Consider the following 22,396-nt stretch of genomic DNA (forward strand, 5'->3'; position numbering starts at 1 on the left):
TCAATTGCCGTGAACAAGTGACTGTGTCGGGGCATTCCCCTGCCAGTTCCGCAGTTCATACAGATTAATGGCGACCCCGGCACTCTGCAGGGCCAGCCATCCGGGGCGACCGAGAGAAAATGCTACGACTCCGAGCAGGAGTGCGGAAAGTGTCCAAAGAATAAATGAGCAGCGGTGTCCGCGGGCATTGAGAACTGAACCGGCAAGGGAGCTGGCAACTCCAAACCATTCGATGATGTTTAAGGCACTATGGCTGACAGGGGACATCATTACGTTCCTTCTGCTAAATTGTTTACGAGTGTATTTATCAAGTATCATGCCAACTACCCGATCATGGTAACCGGCTATTATTGCAATTGTTTTTGTTTCCAAAAGAAGAGGAATGCCAATTTTCAATGAGAATATTCAACTGGGGTGTAGAATAACCCACATCATTTGCCAACTTGGGAGGTGATTATCGGGAGAGTAGATAGCCGAGCATACTGCTAAGGAATATGGACTTGCAGCAATAAATATGCGAAAACGGCAGCGATGCTTTTTGAATTACAAGACTGCCTTGTGAAGGAGTTTTTCCGGTGAACGCTGACAGTATCAATGAGCTTGTTACCCGCTACAGATCCGACAACGAGTCCGTGTACAATACCTGGTTCATTGACAACAATGCCCGCATGAAAGCATTCCGGGCCATCCGGCGTGGCGTTATGACCATCGTCGAATCAATCAAAGACGGCAGCTTCGGCAATGACTTCAAAGGCTCCCCCTTGGAATTCGTCATGTCATGCATCACAGAGCAAAAGCAGGTGTTCGAGGGGGCGGCGCATCCGTTTTACTGGAAGCCGAAGCTGCGCATTCCGGACATCTACGAAAACGAGGAGAATAAACGCGCATTCGGCTCGTTCCTGGAGGCCTGCCTATCGGCCAACTCCGCCGACAGGCTGATAAAAGAAATTCTCACTCTCGACGGGTGCCGGATCAAAGGACTTGGGCCGGCGGTTGCCAATATCCTCTATTTTCTCCATCCGACCCTGATGCCGCCGTTCAATACAGCCATGCTGAATGGCTTTAATGCCGTCTTTGAGGACAAGAAGAAACTGGGCTCGTGGCAAAGCTACCTTGAAATGCGCGAAACCATCATTGCGGCACATGAGAACCTGAAGCCTGCACTGTCCAAGGACCTGGGTGCGATTTCCGGCCTGTTGTTCGATGTGGGTGTGGGCAAGATCGCCCTCGGCCAAAATTGGGAGAACGCGCTGCAAACTGAGAAAACTAAGCTGGAGAAAGCGTTGAAGAAACGGCACCAGGAGGTGCAGGAAGAAATTCGGGAAGAAAACGAGCACCTGCGGGTGCAGTTCTTGCTGACGGAGATCGGGAGGGATCTGGGATACGACGTTTTTGTTGCCACCAACGACCGGACCAAGTCATTGAACGGGCGGTCTCTTCAATTCCTGACACTTCCAGAACTGCCGCCCCTGGAGATTTCGCCGGATGTGATCCGGACGGTATCACTCATCGATGTCATTTGGGTCACCAGGGACTCGAAGCGGATCGAATGCGCCTTTGAAATCGAAAAGAGCACCTCTATCTATTCCGGCATGCTGAGGCTCATGGACTTGGCCTCTTCATTGGGCGATAAACAATACGATTTCTTCCTGGTGGTACCCGATAAGAGAGAGAAGGAAGTGTTGGCCCAGCTCAAACGCCCATCATTTCAGAACAACAGCTGTGTCGGTCTCAGATACATTCTGTTTTCGGACCTCGAAGAACATTGTCGCGGGTTATGCAAGTTCGGGGAGGATTTCCGGATTCTGTTCAAACTGGCGAAATGCTGATCAGTGTGTCAGCGAAAACGTATCTTTAGAATTTGCATCATGGTAACGTTCAGCAATCTGCCGTAATTCTGCAGGTTCGATTGCCAAGAATGTCGTTACCACTTCAGGGTCCAACTGGGTGCCTTTCTGTTTCTGAATTTCGGTTGCAGCATCTTCATGGGCAAGGGCCGGCTTGTATGGGCGCTGCGAAGTTAAGGCATCATAGACATCAGCCACCATGAACAATCTCGCCCCAAGAGGGATTGCATCGCCCTTCAGCCCGCGGGGATATCCCGTGCCGTCAAATCGCTCATGGTGCGCATGGACAATCTCAGCCGCCTCTTTGAGAAATCCAATACGCTTCACGATCCGATACCCTGCTTCCGGATGCTTGCGCATCTCCTGCCATTCTTCATCCGTCAACTTATCTGGTTTCAATAAGATCCTGTCAGGTACTGCGATCTTCCCGACATCGTGTAATAACGCACCAAAACCGATCTCCCGCAGCACCGCTCCGTCAACCCCATACCTGGTTGCCAACAATTCGGTGTACTCCCTTACCCGTTGTGAATGCAGGCGGGTGTTGTGTTCCCGCAGGTCCAGCGCCGACACGAGGCCGAGAAGGGTTTCTTCATTGGCATTGGCAAGTTCCTGGAGCAGTGTCCGTTGTTTGTCAAACAGCCAGCCAGGGATGACAGCCGCCATCCAGAAACCTGCCAGTTCTCCCACTTGGTTCGCCTGTTCCATGTAATTGCCCGGCCAGTCGAGAAAAGCATGCAGAATAAACAGCAGACTGACCGCCAGGGCAGTGAAGCATGCACCCCTCAGCCCGAACCATGCCGCAGCCATGACCGGCGGCAGGAAGTAGAGCTTGCGCAGCACAATATGGATTTTGTGGTAATCGTGCGGTTCGGTCGGCGTCAGATAGTGGAACAGGGCAATTAATCCTGTCAATAAAGCGAGAATGATGATTTTTCTTTTTGCATTCCGGTCCATCAATAACTCCCTCCTGAATGGAGAATACTCTCCAATTGTAGGATGTAATTGTAGCATATTCTTAGCTTTTCCAAATCACTCTAACTGCAAATATAATAAATTATCATCATGATATCAGCATGTTAACCTCTTGTCTCCCCCTTGGCATATTTGTTGATTTATTGATAAGCAAATACCAGGCTTTCACCTGAACAAAACGTGCTCAAAGGAGAGACTACAATGAAAAAGAACATGATCGTGGGAATGGCATTAGCTTTGGGGATTCTTTCAATTGGGGCAACTTCATCTTTGGCAGCCAATCCATGTTGCAACAATGGAAAGTGCGCTGACAAACAGGTAGTTCAGCAGTTCTCCCAGGAAACCTCAACCCTGTCTAACACATTGAAGTCCAAGAATCTGGAGCTGCGCGGACTATACAGCTACGACGGTATCGACATCCGTAAGGTCGATGAACTTGAGGCAGAGATAAAAGATCTGAAGGGCAAGATCAAGGTTGTTGCGGATAAATACGGCATTTCGTCCTGCTGCCTCAGTTAACGACGTTGAGCAAAATCTGGGCCGGGAACAACGACTTCCCGGCTCTTCTCCAGAGGATATCGTGATGAAAACGTTTGTGCTTGATCCTGTATGCGGAGAGTTGATTATCTGGGAGAATGCCGTCGCAATTCTCAGTTATCATGGCTCACTGCATTATTTCTGCAGCATCAGGTGCCGCAAAAGGTTTCAGCACGCTCCATCTAAATTCACGCAACAAATACAGGTGTTATCGGGCGTACCCTAGAATACCCTCCTTGCTGGGGTACGCTATTTTTTTCAATCAACATAGAGGAGTCATCATGAAAGTGACGCTATTTGTTTTATTGGCCGCTGCTCTACTTGTATCTTCAGGTTGCGCAGTCATCGATTTCCTTGATGGCAAGCACATTCAGCATACCCCAGATTATGACCGCCCTCGGTACAATACGGGATACGGCAGCGGCGGCGGTCACTCACACTAACCATGAAAGGATATTTACCATGAACAGGCTTAAATTTGTTGGCCCCATGCTCTTCTTGAAATTCGGCATTCTTGTGGCAATAATTGCTTCACTCACCGTGGTCAAGCCAATGGCAATAGCGGCTCACAAAGGCACACAAAAAATATGTTCATTCGTCATGCCTGCCGATGAGTGCGCCAAACACTGTTGAGTAACCTCACTGGCCGGAAAGGAGGTAATGGATAGTAAAGGCTACCCAGTTGTAAAACAATTTATTCAAAAAGGAGTCTAAGATGAAAAAATTCAGCATGTTGTTCACTGCAGCAATCCTTTCCATGATCGTGGCCATGCCTCTTGCCGCTCATGCAGGTGAGAAAAAGGCAAAAAGTGAAGTTGTAATGAAAATGGGCAATAAGCTCCACCTGTTCCATAGCGGAAAAGTGGACGCCCAGAAAGAAATCGCTATCGGCGACGTAATCACTGTTTACCGTGAAGTTGGCAAAACCCCAACCGCAAAGGAAGTAGGTCAGGTCAAGGTACTTTCTTTCATCGGTGAGCATTATTTTGAAGCGGAAATCGTCAAGGGTGAAATCAAGATTGGTGATATCGCCAAGAAAGATGCAACATCACTGCTGGTACAACCGGCGAAATAGCTCGCCCCTGAAACCGGGCCAACGGCGTCCCGGTTTTCTCCAAATCACTTGCAATGATTTCCATGAAACACTAGACAACCAATCGAAACCCTCCTACCTGCCCCCCCTATAGATTATAGACGTAGGGGGATTCATGCGCCTTGCCACTCTTGCGTTCCTGCTTTGCCTATCAATCGGCTCATCAAATCCGGCTGCTGCCTTCTGTTTTGAAGAGGCCGGTAACCAATATGGCATATCGCCCCAACTCCTCTACGCAATTTCCAAGGGGGAAAGCAGCTTCAATCCCCTAGCTATCAACTACAACACAAACGGCACTTACGATTACGGCCTCATGCAGATCAATTCCACATGGGAGCCGGCACTGCGCAAGCTAGGCATCTCTTGGAACAACCTTGCCGATCCATGTACCAATGTCATGGTCGGCGCCTGGGTTCTTTCCCAATGTATTCGGGATTACGGATACACCTGGTCGGCAGTCGGCTGTTACAATTCACGCACACCGTCCAAACGCGACCGCTATGCCGCCAGAGTAGCCCGCATCGTCAAACGCGAGCTTACACATTCACAGCCGGTTCAGGTGGCATCAGCAACCCATGTCGCTACTCCGTGGGAAGAGGCATTTGGCCTTGAATCTCGATGAATTCATGCCTGAAAGCGATCTGACCCGAGATGAGACTCTGGATGCGATAGAGGTCGCCGTTGCCAGAACGCTAACCCATGCCTTCCAGACCAGTGTCACTGTCAGGGTCGAGGATCAGTTGCAAATCCTCGTCTATCCATACGGTGGCGGAGCCCCTACTACAATTACTCTTGGCGACATCGAGCGGAAACTGCGGCGGCATGTGCAGCACCAGGTCGATCTGGAACTGCAACTGCGGAAAACCCTGCATGAAGCGAAGCACCTGAAGGAGCTGAGAGGCTATACGGCCCCGGGAGAGATTACACGCGTAGGTGACGATGGCTCACTGTTAGTCACTCTGGAAATAGCAGACCACTATCGGCGACTGATCCTTTCCGGAATCTGCCCGACCCGTTTTCAGCCCAAACATGAGCGCGGACGTTACATTCCGGGAACCGTGAAGGAATTCCATATCACCAGCGTCGTCCCGGTCATGGTCAACCATAGGTCAACTAAGGTCCAGGTACAACTGAACCGCATCTCGAAGGAGCTGCCACGTCTGCTCTTGCAGGAGCGTAGCCGCATTTCCGGAATTCAGTGCCTGAAACGTATTCCCGGCGCCTTCAGCACCATAGTGGCACAGTCACGAATATCTAAGGACGTCATAAATTCCGTCGGGAAGGAGTTGGAAGAGCACCTGTATGTTTCCATTCAAGAAACGCATCGCTAAACCGACCGGACCGATGACCAACTTGGGCACCGGTGTGAACATGGATCATCGGACAAAGATCGTTCCCATCGCCATACCCGATGCCGACAGAAAACGGCACACATTTGTCTTCGGCACCACTGGTGTCGGCAAGACCCGCCTGTGCGAGAACCTGATCGAGCAGGACATCCGTAAGGGGTATTCGGTGGTTTATTTCGACCCCAAAGGGGACCAGCAGATCTTCACCAAGATCTATGAGGTCGCCAGAGATGCAGGTCGCCTGGAAGAACTGATGCTCGTAACTCCCATCTTTCCCGAATACTCAGCCGTTGTCGACCCGATGGCCTTCTATTTCATGCCGGACGAACTGGTCGGGCACATCGTGTCGGGCATAATGGGTGGCCGCGAACCATTCTACCGGAACATCGCCAAGGAGATCACCACTGCGGTAATTTCCGCCTACATCATCCTGGCCAAGAGGCATGGGAACATGCCGATCATGAACATTGACACCATCCGTCAGAACATTCGGCGTGAATCCCTTGAAACTACCATGAAGTCGCTTCGCAGCATCGGTTCTCCCGAGGCGTCGTTGACTGCCGGCATGCTGGAGGACATCCTCAAATCACCACTGGAGTACTATGCCAAGGTTTCCTCGACACTGCGCACCGCGTTGATGGAGCTTTCATCAGGCAATATCGGCAAGATCATCGGCCAAGCTGATTCCAACCGTTTCATCAATAATCTGGAGGCCGGCGGGCGGGTCATCCTGGTAGTCCATACCGGCGCCATGATCACCCGCGAAGCCTCCGCTACTCTCGGCAAGGTGCTTCTCTCCATGATCCAATCCTTTGTGGGTCGGGTCTACCTCTCCAACCGACAGAAGGTCGATCCACCGCTTTCCATCTTTATCGATGAAGCACAGAGTCTGCTTTACCAGGGTGTGGAAGAGCTGTTCGCCAAAGCGGGATCAGCCGATGTCATGGTGACCGCTTTCGCTCAATCGGTGAACCAGATCTATGCAGTCATCGGAGAAGAGTTCGGTAAGAGCATACTCGACAACACCAACACCAAGATCTTCATGCGCTGTTCAGATGCCGAGACCAGCGATTACGTGGTCAAGCATTTCGGCGTACAGAACGTACTGACAGGGATTTTCGGCTCGAATCAGGTTACAACCCGTGAGGTTGAGCAGGATATTTTGCGGGTTCAGGATGTCTTGAGTCTCCAACCGCGTGAATTCTACATGATGACCTACTCAGGACGCTTCAAGGGGACCACTCTCGACGCCCGAAATCCAAAAATAAAGATCATATTCCCGGAGGCTCCGGCAGTCATTACCTCAATGCTGTCACCTTTCCAGTCCGAGACTACGGACTCACCATGAATACGATGCTGTTAGGTATGTCCGCAGCCGTGGGGATCGGCTTTGCCATTTACGGCACCAGAAAATGGCTGCCAAACCAACCACCAGCGCCGCAAGAGGAAAAACCGTCCGAGGTAACCAGGTTGTCCGACTTGAGCCACCTCTGGACTGACAGTGAGGTTGAAATCAAAGATGCTTCAAACCTCTGGCGGGAGCAGACACAGAAGAACCGTACAAATATGCCACGCCCAACCTTTCAACACGATGAGATTGAGCAGTTTTTCAGCGAAATGATCGAACATCGGTCATCTATCAATGGAGTCCGCAGGAACCTGATCATCATGATTCTCACCCTGCTCGACAAGGAGGGAGACTGTCCTTCCGTTGTCAGGAAACACAAGGATGAAGCGGAACGCATCTACGCCGAGGACTCCTATGCCCTGCTGGAAACAGTGCCGCTGTACCGCCATACGCTGGCGGTCACCCGCAACTTTATTGCCAAGGCCGACCAGGAAGCTCTGCTGGCAGACATGATTCTCATTGCTCTGGCCCATGACATCGGCAAGATCCCCTCCTACCACGACGGCATGTACAGCAGCGGTGACCATCCAATCATAGCCGGGCTTATTTTGAAGGGAATTCCGGAGTTCATGACTCTCCCCAACAAAGAGGACATCTGCCGCGCTGTCACCGGCCATCACCTGATGAAGTGCGATAACATCCTTACTGATGGCCTCAAACAAAGCGACCATGAGGCTCGTCAAGCGGAGTTGGCAACCCTTTATGCCGACCTACGGGAACGTAAGCACAACAGCTTCGAAAGCAATGGCGCACAGTCAGCAGAACAGAGAGATTCTGTGCCTGCCTCTGCCGGAACGATACCGCCCCCTTCTGAAGAACGAGAACACCCTCTCGGATTTGCGCCCTCCAAAGAGAGGTACATGCCAACAATAATGGATATCCCGGCATGTATTGACCTAGATGCGATAATTTCCTCGCTGAAGAAAAAGATCAACCTGGTGGAATCCACTCCGAAGGGTGAGCAGTGGTCAGTGGTTTCCATGCCCAACGGGGTGATCTATGTCAACCCCGAGGCGCTCTGGGAAGCCATCAAGGAAGTAAGCAACCATGATCCCATGGTGTGTGCATCGGAAGGCTTCGAGTCGGAGAAGCGCAACCTTATGTTCACCGTCGTAACGGAACTGGCCAGAACCAGATCTGCCCTGGCAACCGAGCATGTTGCTGACGGCTACTTCACGTCACAGGTTTCCATCATTACCGGAGGTGGCAAGCGCCTTTCACATCTCCTTATTCCCTTTACTGCAAAATCATTCGGTGTAATGCCGTCGGCATTGGAAGAACAGAAAACCCCGCAACTGAAGCGGATGGTGAAAGATATCAAGCCCAAGAATAAGGAGGTGGAACAATGCGTTGGCCGCTGATGGCTGCGGCGATGCTCTCGCTGTCCGTGTCCGCCTCTGCGAGCTACTACACCGATTCAGCCACTGGCTGGTGGTGGTACCAGAAGGAGCCGGAGAAGCAGGCCGAGAAGCCGGCCAGAAAGAAGAAACCGGCCAAGACCGCTCCGTCCCTCAAGGACTACACCTACGAGCAGATCTGGGAGATGCATCCGGACCAGTTCCAGGAGTTTGCCGAGGCGCTGAAGAAGAAGGCGGTCCAGAAGCCGAGCGAAGAAAATGTGAAGGAGTATTTCGAGGTTCAGGAGATCGCCCGCAAGAAGGCGCTCGCCTTTTCCAATGTGGCCCAGTTCGTCTGGCAGAAATATCCGGAGCTGACCACTAAAAAGGACTACCCGATCACCACGCCCGGCAACCTGGCCCGGATCGCCCAGATCAACGAGGAACGGCAACGCGTCCTAAGGGACAACCGGGATGATTTCGCCCTGATCTATTTCCAGCGGCCCGACTGCAGCTACTGCGACGAACAGTCTCGCATCCTGGACTGGTTCACCAATGCGACTGGCTGGACCGTGAAGCGGGTCAATATTCAGGAAAATCCGGGGTTGGCAGCCAAGTTCAGCGTGGAGATCACCCCGACCCTGATCCTGATCCAGAAAGGGAACCAGGATTACCTGCCGGTCTCGGCCGGAGTCATCTCCGCCGACGAAATCGAGGACAAGGCATACCGGGCCGTGCGCCTCCTGAAGGGTGACATCTCCCCGGAGGAATATTCGCTCTACGAATTCCAGAAGGGAGGCGGCTTCGATGTGAGGAAGCGCCGCCTCCTGGATAAGGAACAGCCGTGAGTTTCATGTCCATCAGCGACAGAGAAGAGGTGCCCGTGTGAAACGAACCGTATGTACCAGAACCACCGCCGCCTGCCTGGCGGCAGCGATTGCCCTGAACCCTGTCCTGTCCTGGTCCGGCTGGGTCGATGACTGGGTGCAGCAGAAGAGCTCCACCTCGCCCAGTTACTACGAAGGGTCGAAGCGCGGCTACTACACCGGGGGGAGCTTTTCTGCCAGGTGGGCGAACACCGATGACCACTTGTTCACCGCCTCGCTCCCGAAGCTGAAGTCCGGCTGCGGCGGCATCGACATGTTCCTCGGAGGCTTCTCGTTCCTGAACGTTGACTACCTGGTGCAGAAGCTTCAGAACATTCTGTCGGCAGCTCCGGCTGCGGCCTTCGACATCGCCCTGAAGACCCTGGCACCCCAGGTGGCCGACACCATCAAGACCCTCGAAGCCATCACCGACCGGCTGAATTCGCTACAGTTGAACGACTGCAAGGCAGCCAAGGCGCTGGTGGCAACCTCTGCCAGTCCGTTTTCGTCAGTCATGTCGGACAGCCTGAAGGCGGAGATGAAGACGGCCCAGACTGATTTCATGGTGTCGAGCGGCGCCAAGGATCTCTATCAGGATGTCAGCAAACTGTTCGAGAGCGAGCAGAAGACCAACGCCGGCAACAAGCCGGGAGTTCCGGGCACTACCCAGACCTCGGCCACCAGCGCCACCGCCGGTTGCCCGGCCGAAGTCCTGCAGATATTCGGGGACGGCTCGGTTCTGGAGAACCTGGCCAGCAAAAAAGGGATGAATAGTGATTACGTCAAGCTGGTGCGCGGCTTTATCGGCGATGTGGTGATCCAGAGCCCGGCGACGACCGGCACCACCTACCAGGCCCAGTACGTTCCCCCGTGCGACAAGAACAACAGCTTTGACTCTTTTATCAGCGGCTCCGCCCAAGGGCGTGATACCGCCGGGGCCTGTGCCGACATCACCGACGCCAACAAGAACCTGATGGTCTATGTGGCCGGCAAGATGCAGTCCATCGCCGGGAAGATCAAATCGAAGACAGCACTCACCGCCGATGAGGAAGCGTTCCTCAAGAGCACGCCACTGTCGGTCGGTCTGATCCTCAAGAACGCAACAGCCACCAATACCGAGGGAGAAGTCATCGGCAAGCTGGCTGAACTGACTGCCCGGGCCTACGGCTATTACATGCTGCTCGACCTGTTCGGGCGGGCGGTGCAGTTGCAGGAGATGGCCCGGAACATCATGTCCACCCAGAAGGGGAACAAGGCCGGGGCATCTCCTGAAACGTGCCAGCTGGCGCTCCTCGGCGAAGGTATGCAGCACATCCAGACTCTGGAGGAAAAGACGCTGCAACTGCTCACTGTGGCCCAGCAGAGTTATGCCAATGCGGCATCGGAGATCAATGCAGTGGAAATGATCGTCCAGAACATGAAGAAGTTCGACGATACGGTATTTTCGGAATTATCGGATCGCTTCGGCAAAGGGATTGCCCTGCGGGCAACCGGCAGAATTTAACATCAGAACACAGGGGAGGAATCATGGCAGACAACAAACTGGAATCAAGCGGCAAAAAACCATCGGGAAAGCAGTCCTGGCAGGATCGTAAGCTGAAAAAGGTAGTCCGGGATGACATCGATGTCATCTCCAGGAAGACCCTGGATCAAAGCGACTTCATCACCATGCTCAACACCCACGACAATGTCCTTCACCGATTACGCATGACAATGGGCCGTAACAAGAACATCACGTTTGAAAAAGCGCAGGAGTTTATCGAGAGGAGTCAACAGATTCGTGAGGAAATCAATCTGCTGAATGCCGAGATGTGCGAGTTGATGGAGTGGGACTATACACCACCTCGGGGCTTTATCAACCCACTTGCGAAAAATGGCGAAGAAGAGGAAAAACGGGGGGGAAAGAAGGCGATGTCAACAGCTGCAGCTCAGTCGTAATGTTTCGGTTGATACTGATAAGGGGCAACAGGTGTTGCCCCTTATCTTCCTTGTTTACATGCCATCAAAACAGAGGATGCTCGAAGGATAGATATACGAGTCCCCCATATTCACCTTCCGAAGGCCCAATGCCGATTGGCACCGAAAGCCCGGGCACGATCTGTAGACCTGATTTCAAGTTAATTGCGAACCGAACACCGGGATTGATGAAAAAAGTGCTCTCGGTTGTTGTAATTCCATTTTTGGGCACTGTTTCAGTAGTGGTCCCTGCTGTTTCCAGCATCAGGTTAAAGTTCTCATTCACCAGATAAATCAGGCTGGCTCCATAGTTGAAACCCCGGACATTTGCCTTGTCTCCTGCATTATCCTTGGCATCCGGAGTAAACGTAGCCCCCATGTTCCAGTGGGTTACGAGTTTGTCGGAAAGCTCAACACTCAGTGGAATGTTGACCTGGTAACCGACAGTATCAGTGCCGAGACCTTTCTTGTAGTCACCGGTGGGCAGGATAAGTGAAAGACGAGGGGCCAGGGCAATTCTGTCCTGCAGAATTGCTTGATAACGATAGTTCAATAAAATGTCGCCAACTCCGGTTGAGTCGTTATCGTGGAGATGCGTTACCGGAACAGTATAAGAAAACTGATGCGTCTGTTTTGGAACCGGCCATTCCTGAGTAAAGGTGTACTGCCAGTCCTTTGATTTTTTCAGGTACTGGAATACAGAAATGTGCTGCACAACCCCGTCTTCCTGATTGTACGCCTCTTCCAGAAGAAACGAGTTGTCCTGAATCTTCTTTACTTCCTCCGCGAATCCAGACCTACTTATTAGCAGAAAGCCTGCCAGGGCGAAATAGGGCAAATACTTGTAAAGCGTCATGAATCCCTCCTTGATTAGTGTGCATTTTCCCTAAACTGGGGCTTGATCGATAGTAGATTTATCGGAAGCAGACAGATTAAATTGAATTATTTCATTGCCGATTAAGCCATCATGCATCGTCCTCACTGTTGAAATTGATAATAGTTTTCAATATGACGTTTGTCAAGAACTTCTATGAGCAACAAGAATCAGCAAATATATTTTAGGGAGTAAAAATGAAAATGGGGGCATATCAGCCCCCTCTCTCAATCCGGTCTCCAACGGCACGAAATTTCGGGTTCATTTCATTCTTCGTTCCGATTCTCAGCTGTCCCATAAATTGATTGAATAGATAACTTGTTTGGTCTCTCACTCAATATATCAAAAGTTTTGGAAGTATCACGGCTGAAAAAATTGCCCACCCGTTCTAAGGAGGGAGAGCGGGTGGGCGAATCACAATGAAATGATTACTGAAGCTTTTAATTCTTGTTAACAAAATTTCCTAGAAAAAGTAAAACGCTGCCAGACGTGCCACATTGGCGGTGCCGGTACCGGATGTACCTGCCGAATTATTGCCATACTGGGTATTCAGATTCTGATACTCTGCCGCCACCCTGATAGCGGCATTCAAATCATAGGCAACGTTTGCGTAGAGATTGGAGCTGGATTTCTGGAAATTGCTGATGCCGCTGTAGCTGGCATAGTTATAAGCATTTCTCCTGCCGTATCCGGCGGTTATCCCCAGATGCTGGGTCGGGTAGAAGATCGCCTGGCCAGCCAAGCCGTAGCCCTTGGCTGCGGATTCATTACCAGCCGTTCCTACTGTAGTGCCTGCGGTGGCGGTGTTGAAGGCCATGTTGGCCGCCATGTAAGCCTGCCCTTCAAGCGACAGGGTCATGGCCCGATTCTTTCCGTCTTTGGACTTCAGCACCGGCACGAAGGTATAGAAGCCGTAGCCGTATGAATCCACGCTCCGGCCGCTGGCTGCGACCTTTTCATTGCCGTACAGGCCGAAGAATCCGGCAGTCAGGGAATTCATGGACATGCCGAAGTAGCCCGGGGCCACACCCAGCGCCTTACTGACAAACATGACCTGTCCTGCCGTATTGACCATGTTGCCGACTGTAGTACCGGCCGCGTTATTGTTGTTGCCGTTCTGATTCGGGTCCTGGACTCCAAGCACCAGTTTCAAGGAATTGTCGGCGTTCAGATTTACCTTCTGCGTAAGCCGGACCTGGGGGACGCGGGGATTGTTCGGGGTACCGAACGCCGCGCCGGAACGGAAGTCTATGGTGGAGGCAATCATCGGCCCGAAAATGTCGTATGCCTGGCCAAACAGCACCTGCGTATTGGCCCAGTCCATGGAGCCCCATGCTTGGCGCATCCTCAACTGCGGGCTTTCGGCAGCGGCAGACGGGTCTCCGTAAAAATCAGCTTCGATGAGTGCATTGGTCTTGGCCCCGAGGAGGGGCGGACCGGCAACCTTCAGCCAGAAACGGGACTGACGGGCGGTCAGGATCGACTGGTCTTGCTGGCCGGCGGTTGAAGAACTCTTGGGGATTGCCCCGCTTCCAGGCGCAAGTGCCCCGCTGGGCCCCAGGTTGACGGAGTTGTAAGCATAATCGAGCTTTACGAATCCGCCGATGGAGAGATTGAATTTGCTTGTTACGGGAGAGGCCATTTTGCCGTAGATGCCGGGCGCCACCTCGCAGGCCGGCTCGAAATCACAGTTATAGACCGGGGGAGTAGGCTGCGGCACTTCCTGCGCCATTGCAGGGACCGAGAACATAAGACCAAGTGCTACTAATCCAAACATCTTTTTCTTCATGTCTGCCTCCTTTGTTTATGATGACGTACAATACAATCACTCTTTTCAAATACCCACTTTCCGACCTTCCCTCCTTTCATTCAAGAATGACCGCCGGTTTTGTTCACATCTCGTCCGGTATGGAAAAGACACGCCGAAGCGGGCCTGTTGTAGGAAAAATTGGGGGATCAAAGCCCCCCATATGAAGGAGGCACAAATGATCTTGCGCCTTTGTTGCCGTAAGTAACGTGGTTCTTACCCGCTTTATCATTCTTGTCTTCAAAAGCTATTCAGTGGCTACCATATCGCTGACACGGACTCGTTGCCCATCCTTGACAACGCCATATGCGCCGTTCGGACCAGCGAAGCCCTGTATCTTCAACGTGCCTATCATCTCACCGGGAGCAAAGCCGAGCCCTGCCACAAACTTGCCGCCACGGAAGATTTTCAAGTCCTGTCCGATAGTTACCCCGGCTTCTTTGCCTGCGTTGATATAGACCCTTTCACCGTCAATTGCGACTATCCTGCCGTACCAGGGGACAAGCGCTACAACTTCTTTGACCTTGCCAGTTACACCGGCCAGGGCTGATGCAACGGCGGAAGCCCTGGCAGCCTGATCGGCGGCATCGTATGCCGGAATGATTGCGTCGACCTCGCGGAGAACGCCACCGCCCATGCCGTCATGGATTTCGACCACGAACTTTTTCCCGGGAGCAATTTGGTCAGGGGCGATGATAAACAGAACCAGATTGCTGCTGAGGTCCTGGGATAGGCGCTTTGACAAAGAAAGACGTTCCTCTTGACTGGTAATGGAACCAAAGCTGGCAATGCTTCCCAGATCAGGCTCAAGCAGTATTCCAACTGAAGCACTTTTCAGCTTTTCTCGAAACTGCGGCAAAAACCTATTCTGCCCCATTTCCAGCGCCACGATTCTGCTTTTTACAGCGGGGGGATTTACCGTTGCTTGTGGAGCCTCGTTGATAACCGGATGGGCCGGCGCGTTACCCGTCGCCCCTTGCTTTACCGCTTCATATCCCTTCTTCAACAGTTCACTGCCACGGGGCACCCCTGATTCAACGTAACTCCTGGGAACCCAGATTGTGGCCGGGGCATCCTTTGACATGGTGAATGCGGGATTTTCTATCTCAACATAGCCGTCTGGCGGCGTGCTGCCGACTCTGTTGCCGGCACAGGCGGTGAGCAGAAAAAGAAACGGCAAAACAACTGATAATCTGTGGTTACGCAAATTGAGCTCCTTTCAGCGGTAATGACAGTAAAAACTACCCGTATTTCAGCAGAGAGGAGCCGAGGTGGCTCCTCTCCTTAACTTCCTATTACATGCTACAGCTGGTAGCACGATCCGGGTTCGATGTTTAACTTTCTGGCTTCAGCCTTAATTTTTTCCTTGAGTTCGCGTAGTTGACCTTCAAGCTCATCGATTCGACTTGTGTTGAGACCGTCGTAACCATACTGTTGGCGCAACTCAAGATTCTTGGCAGAAAGCTGCTCTCTCAAGGTCGCAGTGTTTTGTCGAAATTGCTTAACCGTTTCCGCGTTGACTGGCACACAAGGGTTGATAAGTGCATCCTCGGCATAAACTACACTGACGAAAGCCATCGATGCTGTGACGACAAACGCTATTACTATCCGAAATTTCATGTTTTTTTCTCCTTTAGGTCTTTGATTATAAATACACCACCGCTAGGCAGATAATGGACGTAGTCAATCCCATCAAAGAAATGGGATTAAGACGCACTCCGCTTGAGATGGGGGAAGCCAAAAGCTAATGGCATTCCACGCAGCAGATGCTGAGTTCAATCCAAGAGACCAAGCGACAAAATTGGGATGAATTGTGGTACTACGATTTCAGGCGAGTGAGGGTGGGTGGAAAATTGAAGTTATGAAGGGGGTTGGGATATGTGCTGGAATGAAACCAAAGAAAGAAACCTTTTGCAGAGGAGCAGTTATTAGTTCAATCGTTGAAGGAAAATCGGCAACCATGCAGGTGAAAATCGGGCAGAATGCGCTATCACAGGGGGTGGGACATTGCCCCTCATCCTCAGGACATTGATCTCCTTTGTCGTTCTGTTTGCCGTCGCCCTTACAGGAAGATTTCTCGATCTTTAAGACATGAGCTGCGGAAAATTTAGTTCCCAAGCCGGTTACCATCGAGATCACCGCGAGCAGTACGACCAAGGATATTACACGAAGTGCTTTTGTAGCCATGGGCACAGATTATCATGATTGAATTAATTGTCAATCGTGTTTGTAAACATTGTTTTAAAAATATGCGATTACAAGGCGGCAAGTACCCGATGCATCTTCTCGGCAACCTTTTTCGCAATTTCCGTTATCTCCGGGTTGCCGATCATAGAGAGTGCCGCAACCGGGTCCATGACCATGACCGCCGTCTTGCCGTCATCCCTGGTATAGACCACGACATTGCAGGGGAGGAGCGTTCCCAGGTTAACCTCCCGGCCCAAGGCTTCAAAGGCCAGATGAGGATTGCAGGCACCTAGGATCAGGTAGTCGCGGAACTCCTTCTGGAGCTTTTCAGCAAATTTCTTTCTGACGTCGATCTCGGTCAGCACTCCAAAGCCCTCCTTTGCCAGTTCTTCACGCACCCTTTTTTCCGCTTCGGCGTATGCGATGTCCACGGTCTTGCCAAAAGCATACGGTGTCTTAATCTCCATTGCATTCTCCTTTCCTAGCTCCCCTGTTTTCTATTTGTTCCGATCTCTTCGCTTTAATAAGCTACCCGCGTATTCATAGGGATACTCCACCTCAATTCCAACATCTGAATTATTTAGCATCAAAACCCCTTGGTCAGTCCGCCGACCAGGCGCAGATCGGTTTCATGCTGAACCCCGTTTCGCTCCTCGATAACAGGGACTCCAACCGAAAGTGTCGCGGCCCAGCCGCTGTCGCTGCACAATCTTGCACCGGGGGAAATATAGACAAGGCTCCCCCCGCTATTCTCATCAACAACACCTGAAATCCTCTGTTTCTCTTGCCATTCACCGTTCATTTCGAGGATCAGGTCCCATGCCAGGTGGTGATGATCAGCCATCCCATTAGAGTGGTGATGACCTTGCTCTTTGCCCAATCGGTACGAAGTCGCGAAATTGTAATGCAGCCGGTCACCTAGGTTTGTTCGCTGCGCTCCCCTAGTGGCAAACGTATAGAGCAGATTCGCATCGAATGACATCGCTCCTATTCGCTTGCTGACCGCCATGCCGAGTAGCGGGTCCCATGACCCCGAACCGGGCTGATGTTCTGTCTCAAACAGCACCCCGTTCCTGACTTTGACTCCGGTGGCCCCGGTCGGCATCTTGAGCCCGCCCAGCAAGGCGGATTCCAGATTGAAGTCCTCATTCCTCAGGAACCGGTATTGACCAAGGAGTGTAAGATCGCCAACACCATCCGCGTCTCCATGGTTGTCGATGGCTATCTCGCCCCCCTCGTCGTGTCCTTCCCGGATGCCTGTCCGCAGCACATAGGGGAGGCGCATGCCGATGGTCAAACTATCTGTCAGGCCATAACCAACACCGACGGATGGGCTGAGAAGATAGTCTACGCTATGACCTTCGGTCCCCTGCGCGGCAAAGCGTGCAAGTTCGGCATCGGAGAATGCGTGAAATTTTACATACTCCACGCGCAATGTGACTGCCCCACCTCCCTTTGGCAAGGTAGTCGCCGGAATAGTTATGGCCGGGCCGGCGATTCCCGCCCCGAAGCCGACAGTCGGATGATCGGCCCGAGCGAAGCCATAGCCGACGGCTATCATTACCGCGGTCAAAACAAGTATCCGCTTACCGCCCATTCGAAAGTCCTTGTCTTATACAGAGCTGAAATGCGGCTCGTAATTCCCGTGCGAGAGAGCAGAACGTGCCCTTAAAGTAAATGCATTCTAACGCGCTTAGCGCCAAGTACAAGCCCTGCAATAAGACATCCTGCTGTCTTAGTGGATTCAAAACAAAAATGAGGGCTTCTCAGCCCCCACTCTCAATATAAAAATCAGAGGCTTCTTCTAAATTCATTTTACAACAACATCTAAAGCTTTGACTCCAGCAGTGAAATTTTCTCCCTTGTATGGACGAAGATTTTTTCTGGTATAGATAGGTGTAACAGTGATTGAATTTACTCCTGTACGCAACTCCACCTCCCTTTCAACAATCACATCATCTATCGGAAGCGCAATTGTCAACTTGTGTTTACCTGGCGCAAGGGCAATTCGCTTGCTGAACTGGTATTTCCAGCCGATACCGCTCTCAGGAATGGTCGAATCAATTGGTGATCTGTCTTCAAGCACAGGCTCTGCTTCAAGGACTATTGGTTGACCGTCAATATTGAGGTGAACGCGGTAGGGAGGGGCAGTATGCTTGCCGTACGTACCCATGAGGTAGTAGGAATTGCTCTTAACCGCAAACGAGAAGTCGATTATGGCTTTTGCAGTTTGAACGTCTGAGTTGACTGCCTCGGTAAAGACATCGCTCCTTGTCGCAGTCGAGGTCTTGGTGATAAGATCCCGGTTATTTGCACAACCGCTCGCAACAACACAGAGCATTAAAGCCGCTCCTGCCATACCCAGATTCATTTTCATTGTCATTTTATCCACCTCTCCAATTTTTCTAACATCACTAAGTTCTCAATCAGTTTCAGTATAATGTTATGAATGCCTCAAATGAACATTCAGGATTTTCAATGTCAGCAGAGACTGCGTGAGAGGGAACACGGAGTCCCCTCTCACGTGTTTACACGTAACTACAGACAGTTACAGGGTTCAAGATTCATGCTCACTGCAACGGATCTGATCTTCGCTTTGATTTCCCTTATTTCCCCTTCCAGTTCATCGACTCGCCGCATATCAATGCCATCATAAGCATAGAGCCCACGCAGTTCCAGATCTTTAGCTTTAAGCTGTTCCCTTAAATCAACCGTATGTTGCCTGAATTTATTCAACGTATCGGCACTGATAGCCTTCACGCCTACCTGGCCGGTTTCGGCAAATGCAACACCACCAAAAGCCAAAATTGCTGCGACTAGCAGTAATGCCATAACTTTATTCTTCATCGTATTCTCCTTGAAAGTAGTGATAATTCAGATTTCATTGAACTAAACAATCTCAAGAACGTAGAAACCCACTTAGTAGTCTCGGAGGATGAAAAATCTCGTTCAAATACGGGTCTGGAATCGACTGCGCAACATCCGGGAATTCAAATTCAACTATCTGGAAGGTGGTCTGTATCTCAACCGGTTGAACAGTATCAGCAATAGCGCACACACATAATGGGCAGACAGGCGTGGTGCAAGGGAGCGGACAACTCTGCGCCCCGTCGGGGTTGCAATGATTATTTTTGACAGCTCCAATCGCTGCCGGAGACTCGGCAGTTGCAATGAGCGTAACGCCAGAAAACAGCATCGAGAAAGATAACAGCAGCAGTACACAGATTGTCCGAAATACACGGGGCCGCATTATAAACCCGCCAGATCGACGGAGTCGCACAACTCAACCGTAACTGGCGCGGACGCGACTACGGCATGGATGTTAATTTTCACGCAACTCATTTCTTATTGCCTCCAGCATAGCGCAGGGGTTAACAGGTTTTGCCAGAACCCTGGAGATCCCGACCACCTCTGCCAGCAAGGGAAGTTCCGGCGATATGCTGCCGGAGTGCAAAAAAATCGGCATGAATGGCAGTAGTATCAATGCTTTCTTGGCCAATTCAATTCCATTCATTTTCGGCATGTTCAGATCAGTGATCATCAGATGAATAGATGAATCTTTCAGGATCGAGAGAGCTTCCTCGCCGCTGGTCGCGCATTGCACCGAAAAGCCTTCCTGCACGAGAAAATTCCTGAACATTCCAAGACAATCCCTGTCATCGTCAACTATCAGGATGTACTTCATTGCGGGGCCACAACCTGCCTAAATTCTACGGCAGCCTTTCCGTTCAAGATAATGATCCGGCATATAACCGATACTATTTACGCAGCAGGCGCAGGCCATTGCCGACGACAAGAAGACTCGCTCCCATGTCGGCGAATACCGCCATCCACATGGTGCCGTACCCGAATATCGTTAACCCGAGAAAAACCGCCTTGATTCCCAACGCAAGGGTAATGTTCTGTTTGAGAATCGCCGAAGTGGTGCGGGAGAGTCGTACGAAAAGAGCCACTTTGCGCAGATCGTCGTCCATCAGCGCCACATCTGCCGTCTCGATGGCGGTATCCGTTCCGGCAGCCCCCATGGCAAAGCCGATATCGGCGCGCGCCAGTGCCGGCGCATCATTGATACCGTCGCCGACCATGCCGATAGTCCCGCCGTTGCCCTGAAACGTCTCGATGATTTTCTGTTTGTCTTCCGGCAAAAGGCCGGCCCTCACTTCATCAATGCCTACTTTTCGGGCTATGGATTCTGCAGTGTGTTGGTTATCCCCCGAAAGCATCATGGTACGCACGCCGAGCCTGTGCAGCTCAGCTATAGCATCAAGGCTGGATTCCTTGATCGTGTCAGCGACACCGAACACCGCCAGCGGTTTTTCTACATTTGCCAGAAGAACCACACTTTTCCCCTGGCGCTCCAGGTTGGCGATCAGGGCAGATAACCCGGACTCATTGAAGCCGTTTTCTGTCATCAACCGAGGGTTTCCGAGAAAATACATCCGCTCGCCGACACGACCGACGACGCCGCGGCCTGCCAAGGCCGAAAACTCAGAAACCTCCTGCAACTCGATGCCGTCCGCCTCGGCAGAAACGGCAATGGCATGGGACACAGGATGATCGGAACGGCTGGCCAGACTTGCGGCGAGACAGCGAGCTTCTTGCGTGTCGATTCCATTCAAGGGCTCAAAGTCGGTCTGCGCCGGTTTGCCATGGGTGATGGTGCCGGTCTTGTCCAGCGCCAGCCAGGCAAGCTTGCGTCCCTCCTCCAGGTAGACCCCACCCTTGATCAGGATGCCGTGCCGTGCGGCAGCGGCAAGACCGCTGACGATGGTGACCGGTGTCGAAATAACCAGCGCACAGGGACAGGCAATGACCAGCAGCACCAACGACTTATAGATCCAGTCCAACCATCCGCCGCCAAGCATAAGCGGCGGGACAACCGCGACCAATAAGGCAATGGCAAACACAATGGGGGTATAGACTCGGGCAAACTGGTCGACAAAGCGCTGGGTCGGCGCACGACTTCCCTGTGCAGCCTCGACGGCATGGATAATCCGGGTAAGCGTGGAATCATTGGCTCGTGCCGTGACACGGAAGTGGAACGACCCTGCCTGGTTGATCGTACCGGCAAAGACCGGCTCTCCAGGTCCCTTCTCCACCGGCAGGCTCTCCCCAGTGATGGGGGACTGATCGACCGTCGAGTTTCCTTCAGTCACAACCCCGTCCAGAGCGATCCGTTCGCCAGGTCTGACGCGCACGATGCTGTCCAACGCTACATCCCCCGCTTGAACCTCACTCCAAGAGCCATCGGCAAGCTGCACCGTGGCAGTCACCGGAGCCATAGCCATCAGCCCCCTGATGGCATTGCGGGCCCGGTCGAGAGACTTGGCCTCGATCAGTTCGGCCAAGGCAAAGAGGAACATGACAATGGCAGCCTCAGGCCACTGGCCGATGCACACGGCACCCGTTACGGCAATGGACATGAGAGCGTTCATGTTCAGATTGCGATTGCGCAGGGCAATCCACCCTTTTTTGTAGGTTTCAAGGCCACCGGTCAGAATCGCGACAAAAACCAGGAGCAGGGTCAGCCAGTGATGGCCGGTGGTCAGCATCTCGATGATTTCGGCACCAAGAGCGGCAACACCCGAAACAATCAACGGCCACCAATTGGTCTTCTCAACCTCGGGCAATTCGTCCTTCGCCTCCACCGGTCCGACCTGCATGCCGACGGACTTCAGCGCGTCTATCACCGGATCGAGCGATGGCAGGGAGTGGGAAATAATGAGGTTTCTCTGCAAAAGATTGAATTCGAGGCCCGTCACGCCGGAAAATCCCTTCAATTTGTTGCGGATCAGCGCCTCTTCTGTCGGACAGTCCATATTTTCGATGTGCAGCATGTCCTGGCGCCCCGTCGAAGTGCCGGGCTCTAGCTGTTGAGTTATGCTTGCAGGCTCGATAACCGCCTCTTCATCGTCACTGGCTACGACAGCATAACCGGCATCTTCTATTTTTTCGCGAATCGCTGCCGGCGTGGTTTTAACCGGGTCGTAAAGGATTACCGCCATTTGTTCAACAAGCAGCATCGTCACCTTGGTGACACCAACAATTTCTTTTATGACGGTCTCCAGATGCCCGGCACAGGTGGGGCAATCCAATCCGGCAATATTCAGTTCAAGGGTTGCATGTTGCGGGGTCATCGATAATCCTTTTCTACCGGCAA

At 52.0% G+C, this 22,396-nt stretch carries 26 protein-coding genes; 13 read left to right on the forward strand and 13 right to left on the reverse strand.

Going from position 1 to position 22,396, the window contains the following annotated elements; genetic code table 11:
- Complete coding sequence (locus KI811_RS15895) at positions 1–396, reverse strand: hypothetical protein (RefSeq protein ID WP_214187458.1); 396 nt, start codon at positions 394–396, stop codon at positions 1–3.
- A gap of 179 nt (positions 397–575) precedes the next feature.
- On the opposite strand from KI811_RS15895, the gene KI811_RS15900 reads away from it, so the two are divergent.
- The gene (locus KI811_RS15900) at positions 576–1,829 is read left to right on the forward strand and encodes a hypothetical protein (protein ID WP_214187459.1); all 1,254 of its coding nucleotides are present in this window, start codon (positions 576–578) and stop codon (positions 1,827–1,829) included.
- Here the strand turns inward: KI811_RS15900 and KI811_RS15905 are convergent, their stop codons facing one another.
- Positions 1,830–2,804 carry an HD-GYP domain-containing protein gene (locus KI811_RS15905; RefSeq protein WP_214187460.1) on the reverse strand — a complete coding sequence of 325 codons (975 nt, stop codon included), beginning with the start codon at positions 2,802–2,804 and terminating at the stop codon, positions 1,830–1,832. It abuts the gene before it with no gap.
- 219 nt (positions 2,805–3,023) lie between these two features.
- Here KI811_RS15905 and KI811_RS15910 point away from each other — a divergent pair, with 219 nt between their 5' ends.
- The 12 genes from KI811_RS15910 to KI811_RS15965 all read left to right on the forward strand — a co-directional run bounded on the left by KI811_RS15910 (position 3,024) and on the right by KI811_RS15965 (position 11,350).
- Entirely contained in the window at positions 3,024–3,341 is a 318-nt protein-coding gene (locus KI811_RS15910; protein ID WP_214187461.1) for a hypothetical protein, read from the forward strand.
- Between the two features lie 64 nt (positions 3,342–3,405).
- Positions 3,406–3,585, forward strand: a complete 180-nt coding sequence (locus KI811_RS18985) for a YHS domain-containing protein (protein ID WP_214187462.1) — start codon at positions 3,406–3,408, stop codon at positions 3,583–3,585.
- Positions 3,586–3,640: 55 nt separating this feature from the next.
- Positions 3,641–3,802, forward strand: coding sequence for a hypothetical protein (locus tag KI811_RS15920; protein ID WP_214187463.1), 162 nt, complete (start codon positions 3,641–3,643; stop codon positions 3,800–3,802).
- A gap of 19 nt (positions 3,803–3,821) precedes the next feature.
- Positions 3,822–3,992, forward strand: a complete 171-nt coding sequence (locus KI811_RS15925) for a hypothetical protein (protein WP_214187464.1) — start codon at positions 3,822–3,824, stop codon at positions 3,990–3,992.
- Between the two features lie 82 nt (positions 3,993–4,074).
- The gene (locus KI811_RS15930; protein WP_214187465.1) at positions 4,075–4,434 is read left to right on the forward strand and encodes a hypothetical protein; all 360 of its coding nucleotides are present in this window, start codon (positions 4,075–4,077) and stop codon (positions 4,432–4,434) included.
- A 133-nt stretch (positions 4,435–4,567) separates the two neighbouring features.
- Positions 4,568–5,074 carry a lytic transglycosylase domain-containing protein gene (locus KI811_RS15935; protein WP_214187466.1) on the forward strand — a complete coding sequence of 169 codons (507 nt, stop codon included), beginning with the start codon at positions 4,568–4,570 and terminating at the stop codon, positions 5,072–5,074.
- Positions 5,061–5,783 (forward strand): hypothetical protein, encoded by a 723-nt coding sequence (locus tag KI811_RS15940; RefSeq protein WP_246551817.1) that lies wholly within the window; start codon positions 5,061–5,063, stop codon positions 5,781–5,783. The genes KI811_RS15935 and KI811_RS15940 overlap by 14 nt, the downstream gene beginning before the upstream one ends.
- A gap of 40 nt (positions 5,784–5,823) precedes the next feature.
- Entirely contained in the window at positions 5,824–7,149 is a 1,326-nt protein-coding gene (locus KI811_RS15945) for a type IV secretory system conjugative DNA transfer family protein (protein WP_246551818.1), read from the forward strand.
- A complete protein-coding gene (locus KI811_RS15950) occupies positions 7,146–8,570 on the forward strand; it encodes an HD domain-containing protein (protein ID WP_214187468.1) in 1,425 nt (474 codons plus the stop codon). The genes KI811_RS15945 and KI811_RS15950 overlap by 4 nt, the downstream gene beginning before the upstream one ends.
- Positions 8,555–9,394 carry a conjugal transfer protein TraF gene (locus tag KI811_RS15955; RefSeq protein ID WP_214187469.1) on the forward strand — a complete coding sequence of 280 codons (840 nt, stop codon included), beginning with the start codon at positions 8,555–8,557 and terminating at the stop codon, positions 9,392–9,394. The genes KI811_RS15950 and KI811_RS15955 overlap by 16 nt, the downstream gene beginning before the upstream one ends.
- 37 nt (positions 9,395–9,431) lie before the next feature.
- On the forward strand, positions 9,432–10,916 hold the full coding sequence (locus KI811_RS15960; protein WP_214187470.1) for a conjugal transfer protein TraH: 1,485 nt from the start codon (positions 9,432–9,434) through the stop codon (positions 10,914–10,916).
- Positions 10,917–10,939: 23 nt separating this feature from the next.
- Positions 10,940–11,350 carry a hypothetical protein gene (locus tag KI811_RS15965; RefSeq protein ID WP_214187471.1) on the forward strand — a complete coding sequence of 137 codons (411 nt, stop codon included), beginning with the start codon at positions 10,940–10,942 and terminating at the stop codon, positions 11,348–11,350.
- Positions 11,351–11,414: 64 nt separating this feature from the next.
- Here KI811_RS15965 and KI811_RS15970 read toward each other — a convergent pair whose 3' ends face one another.
- The 11 genes from KI811_RS15970 to KI811_RS16020 form a co-directional block, all read right to left on the reverse strand.
- Positions 11,415–12,224, reverse strand: a complete 810-nt coding sequence (locus tag KI811_RS15970) for a transporter family protein (protein WP_214187472.1) — start codon at positions 12,222–12,224, stop codon at positions 11,415–11,417.
- 481 nt (positions 12,225–12,705) lie between these two features.
- Positions 12,706–14,031, reverse strand: coding sequence for a hypothetical protein (locus tag KI811_RS15975; RefSeq protein ID WP_214187473.1), 1,326 nt, complete (start codon positions 14,029–14,031; stop codon positions 12,706–12,708).
- Between the two features lie 265 nt (positions 14,032–14,296).
- Positions 14,297–15,256, reverse strand: a complete 960-nt coding sequence (locus tag KI811_RS15980; protein ID WP_214187474.1) for a hypothetical protein — start codon at positions 15,254–15,256, stop codon at positions 14,297–14,299.
- Between the two features lie 95 nt (positions 15,257–15,351).
- Positions 15,352–15,669: a hypothetical protein gene (locus tag KI811_RS15985; protein ID WP_214187475.1), complete on the reverse strand. Its 318-nt coding sequence runs from the start codon at positions 15,667–15,669 to the stop codon at positions 15,352–15,354.
- A 207-nt stretch (positions 15,670–15,876) separates the two neighbouring features.
- Complete coding sequence (locus KI811_RS15990; protein ID WP_214187476.1) at positions 15,877–16,236, reverse strand: hypothetical protein; 360 nt, start codon at positions 16,234–16,236, stop codon at positions 15,877–15,879.
- A gap of 68 nt (positions 16,237–16,304) precedes the next feature.
- Positions 16,305–16,703 carry a DUF302 domain-containing protein gene (locus tag KI811_RS15995; protein ID WP_214187477.1) on the reverse strand — a complete coding sequence of 133 codons (399 nt, stop codon included), beginning with the start codon at positions 16,701–16,703 and terminating at the stop codon, positions 16,305–16,307.
- Between the two features lie 119 nt (positions 16,704–16,822).
- Positions 16,823–17,833, reverse strand: coding sequence for a transporter (locus KI811_RS16000; RefSeq protein WP_214187478.1), 1,011 nt, complete (start codon positions 17,831–17,833; stop codon positions 16,823–16,825).
- Between the two features lie 213 nt (positions 17,834–18,046).
- Positions 18,047–18,619: a hypothetical protein gene (locus KI811_RS16005; protein WP_214187479.1), complete on the reverse strand. Its 573-nt coding sequence runs from the start codon at positions 18,617–18,619 to the stop codon at positions 18,047–18,049.
- Between the two features lie 155 nt (positions 18,620–18,774).
- Positions 18,775–19,083, reverse strand: coding sequence for a hypothetical protein (locus tag KI811_RS16010; RefSeq protein ID WP_214187480.1), 309 nt, complete (start codon positions 19,081–19,083; stop codon positions 18,775–18,777).
- Positions 19,084–19,558: 475 nt separating this feature from the next.
- Positions 19,559–19,921 carry a response regulator gene (locus tag KI811_RS16015; RefSeq protein ID WP_214187481.1) on the reverse strand — a complete coding sequence of 121 codons (363 nt, stop codon included), beginning with the start codon at positions 19,919–19,921 and terminating at the stop codon, positions 19,559–19,561.
- A gap of 73 nt (positions 19,922–19,994) precedes the next feature.
- A complete protein-coding gene (locus tag KI811_RS16020; protein WP_214187482.1) occupies positions 19,995–22,373 on the reverse strand; it encodes a heavy metal translocating P-type ATPase in 2,379 nt (792 codons plus the stop codon).
- Between the last annotated feature and the right edge of the window lie 23 nt (positions 22,374–22,396).

Origin of the sequence: Geobacter hydrogenophilus, assembly GCF_018501225.1 — a bacterium.
Taxonomy (GTDB): domain Bacteria; phylum Desulfobacterota; class Desulfuromonadia; order Geobacterales; family Geobacteraceae; genus Geobacter; species Geobacter hydrogenophilus.

Bases quoted from the DNA above. Each gene is read 5' to 3' on its own strand.
- KI811_RS15905 (WP_214187460.1), bottom strand. From the start codon at position 2,804: ATGGACCGGAATGCAAAAAGAAAAATCATCATTCTCGCTTTATTGACA.
- KI811_RS15910 (WP_214187461.1), top strand. From the start codon at position 3,024: ATGAAAAAGAACATGATCGTGGGAATGGCATTAGCTTTGGGGATTCTT.
- KI811_RS18985 (WP_214187462.1), top strand. From the start codon at position 3,406: ATGAAAACGTTTGTGCTTGATCCTGTATGCGGAGAGTTGATTATCTGG.
- KI811_RS15920 (WP_214187463.1), top strand. From the start codon at position 3,641: ATGAAAGTGACGCTATTTGTTTTATTGGCCGCTGCTCTACTTGTATCT.
- KI811_RS15925 (WP_214187464.1), top strand. From the start codon at position 3,822: ATGAACAGGCTTAAATTTGTTGGCCCCATGCTCTTCTTGAAATTCGGC.
- KI811_RS15930 (WP_214187465.1), top strand. From the start codon at position 4,075: ATGAAAAAATTCAGCATGTTGTTCACTGCAGCAATCCTTTCCATGATC.
- KI811_RS15935 (WP_214187466.1), top strand. From the start codon at position 4,568: ATGCGCCTTGCCACTCTTGCGTTCCTGCTTTGCCTATCAATCGGCTCA.
- KI811_RS15945 (WP_246551818.1), top strand. From the start codon at position 5,824: ATGGATCATCGGACAAAGATCGTTCCCATCGCCATACCCGATGCCGAC.
- KI811_RS15950 (WP_214187468.1), top strand. From the start codon at position 7,146: ATGAATACGATGCTGTTAGGTATGTCCGCAGCCGTGGGGATCGGCTTT.
- KI811_RS15955 (WP_214187469.1), top strand. From the start codon at position 8,555: ATGCGTTGGCCGCTGATGGCTGCGGCGATGCTCTCGCTGTCCGTGTCC.
- KI811_RS15965 (WP_214187471.1), top strand. From the start codon at position 10,940: ATGGCAGACAACAAACTGGAATCAAGCGGCAAAAAACCATCGGGAAAG.
- KI811_RS15970 (WP_214187472.1), bottom strand. From the start codon at position 12,224: ATGACGCTTTACAAGTATTTGCCCTATTTCGCCCTGGCAGGCTTTCTG.
- KI811_RS15975 (WP_214187473.1), bottom strand. From the start codon at position 14,031: ATGAAGAAAAAGATGTTTGGATTAGTAGCACTTGGTCTTATGTTCTCG.
- KI811_RS15985 (WP_214187475.1), bottom strand. From the start codon at position 15,669: ATGAAATTTCGGATAGTAATAGCGTTTGTCGTCACAGCATCGATGGCT.
- KI811_RS15990 (WP_214187476.1), bottom strand. From the start codon at position 16,236: ATGGCTACAAAAGCACTTCGTGTAATATCCTTGGTCGTACTGCTCGCG.
- KI811_RS15995 (WP_214187477.1), bottom strand. From the start codon at position 16,703: ATGGAGATTAAGACACCGTATGCTTTTGGCAAGACCGTGGACATCGCA.
- KI811_RS16000 (WP_214187478.1), bottom strand. From the start codon at position 17,833: ATGGGCGGTAAGCGGATACTTGTTTTGACCGCGGTAATGATAGCCGTC.
- KI811_RS16005 (WP_214187479.1), bottom strand. From the start codon at position 18,619: ATGACAATGAAAATGAATCTGGGTATGGCAGGAGCGGCTTTAATGCTC.
- KI811_RS16010 (WP_214187480.1), bottom strand. From the start codon at position 19,083: ATGAAGAATAAAGTTATGGCATTACTGCTAGTCGCAGCAATTTTGGCT.
- KI811_RS16015 (WP_214187481.1), bottom strand. From the start codon at position 19,921: ATGAAGTACATCCTGATAGTTGACGATGACAGGGATTGTCTTGGAATG.
- KI811_RS16020 (WP_214187482.1), bottom strand. From the start codon at position 22,373: ATGACCCCGCAACATGCAACCCTTGAACTGAATATTGCCGGATTGGAT.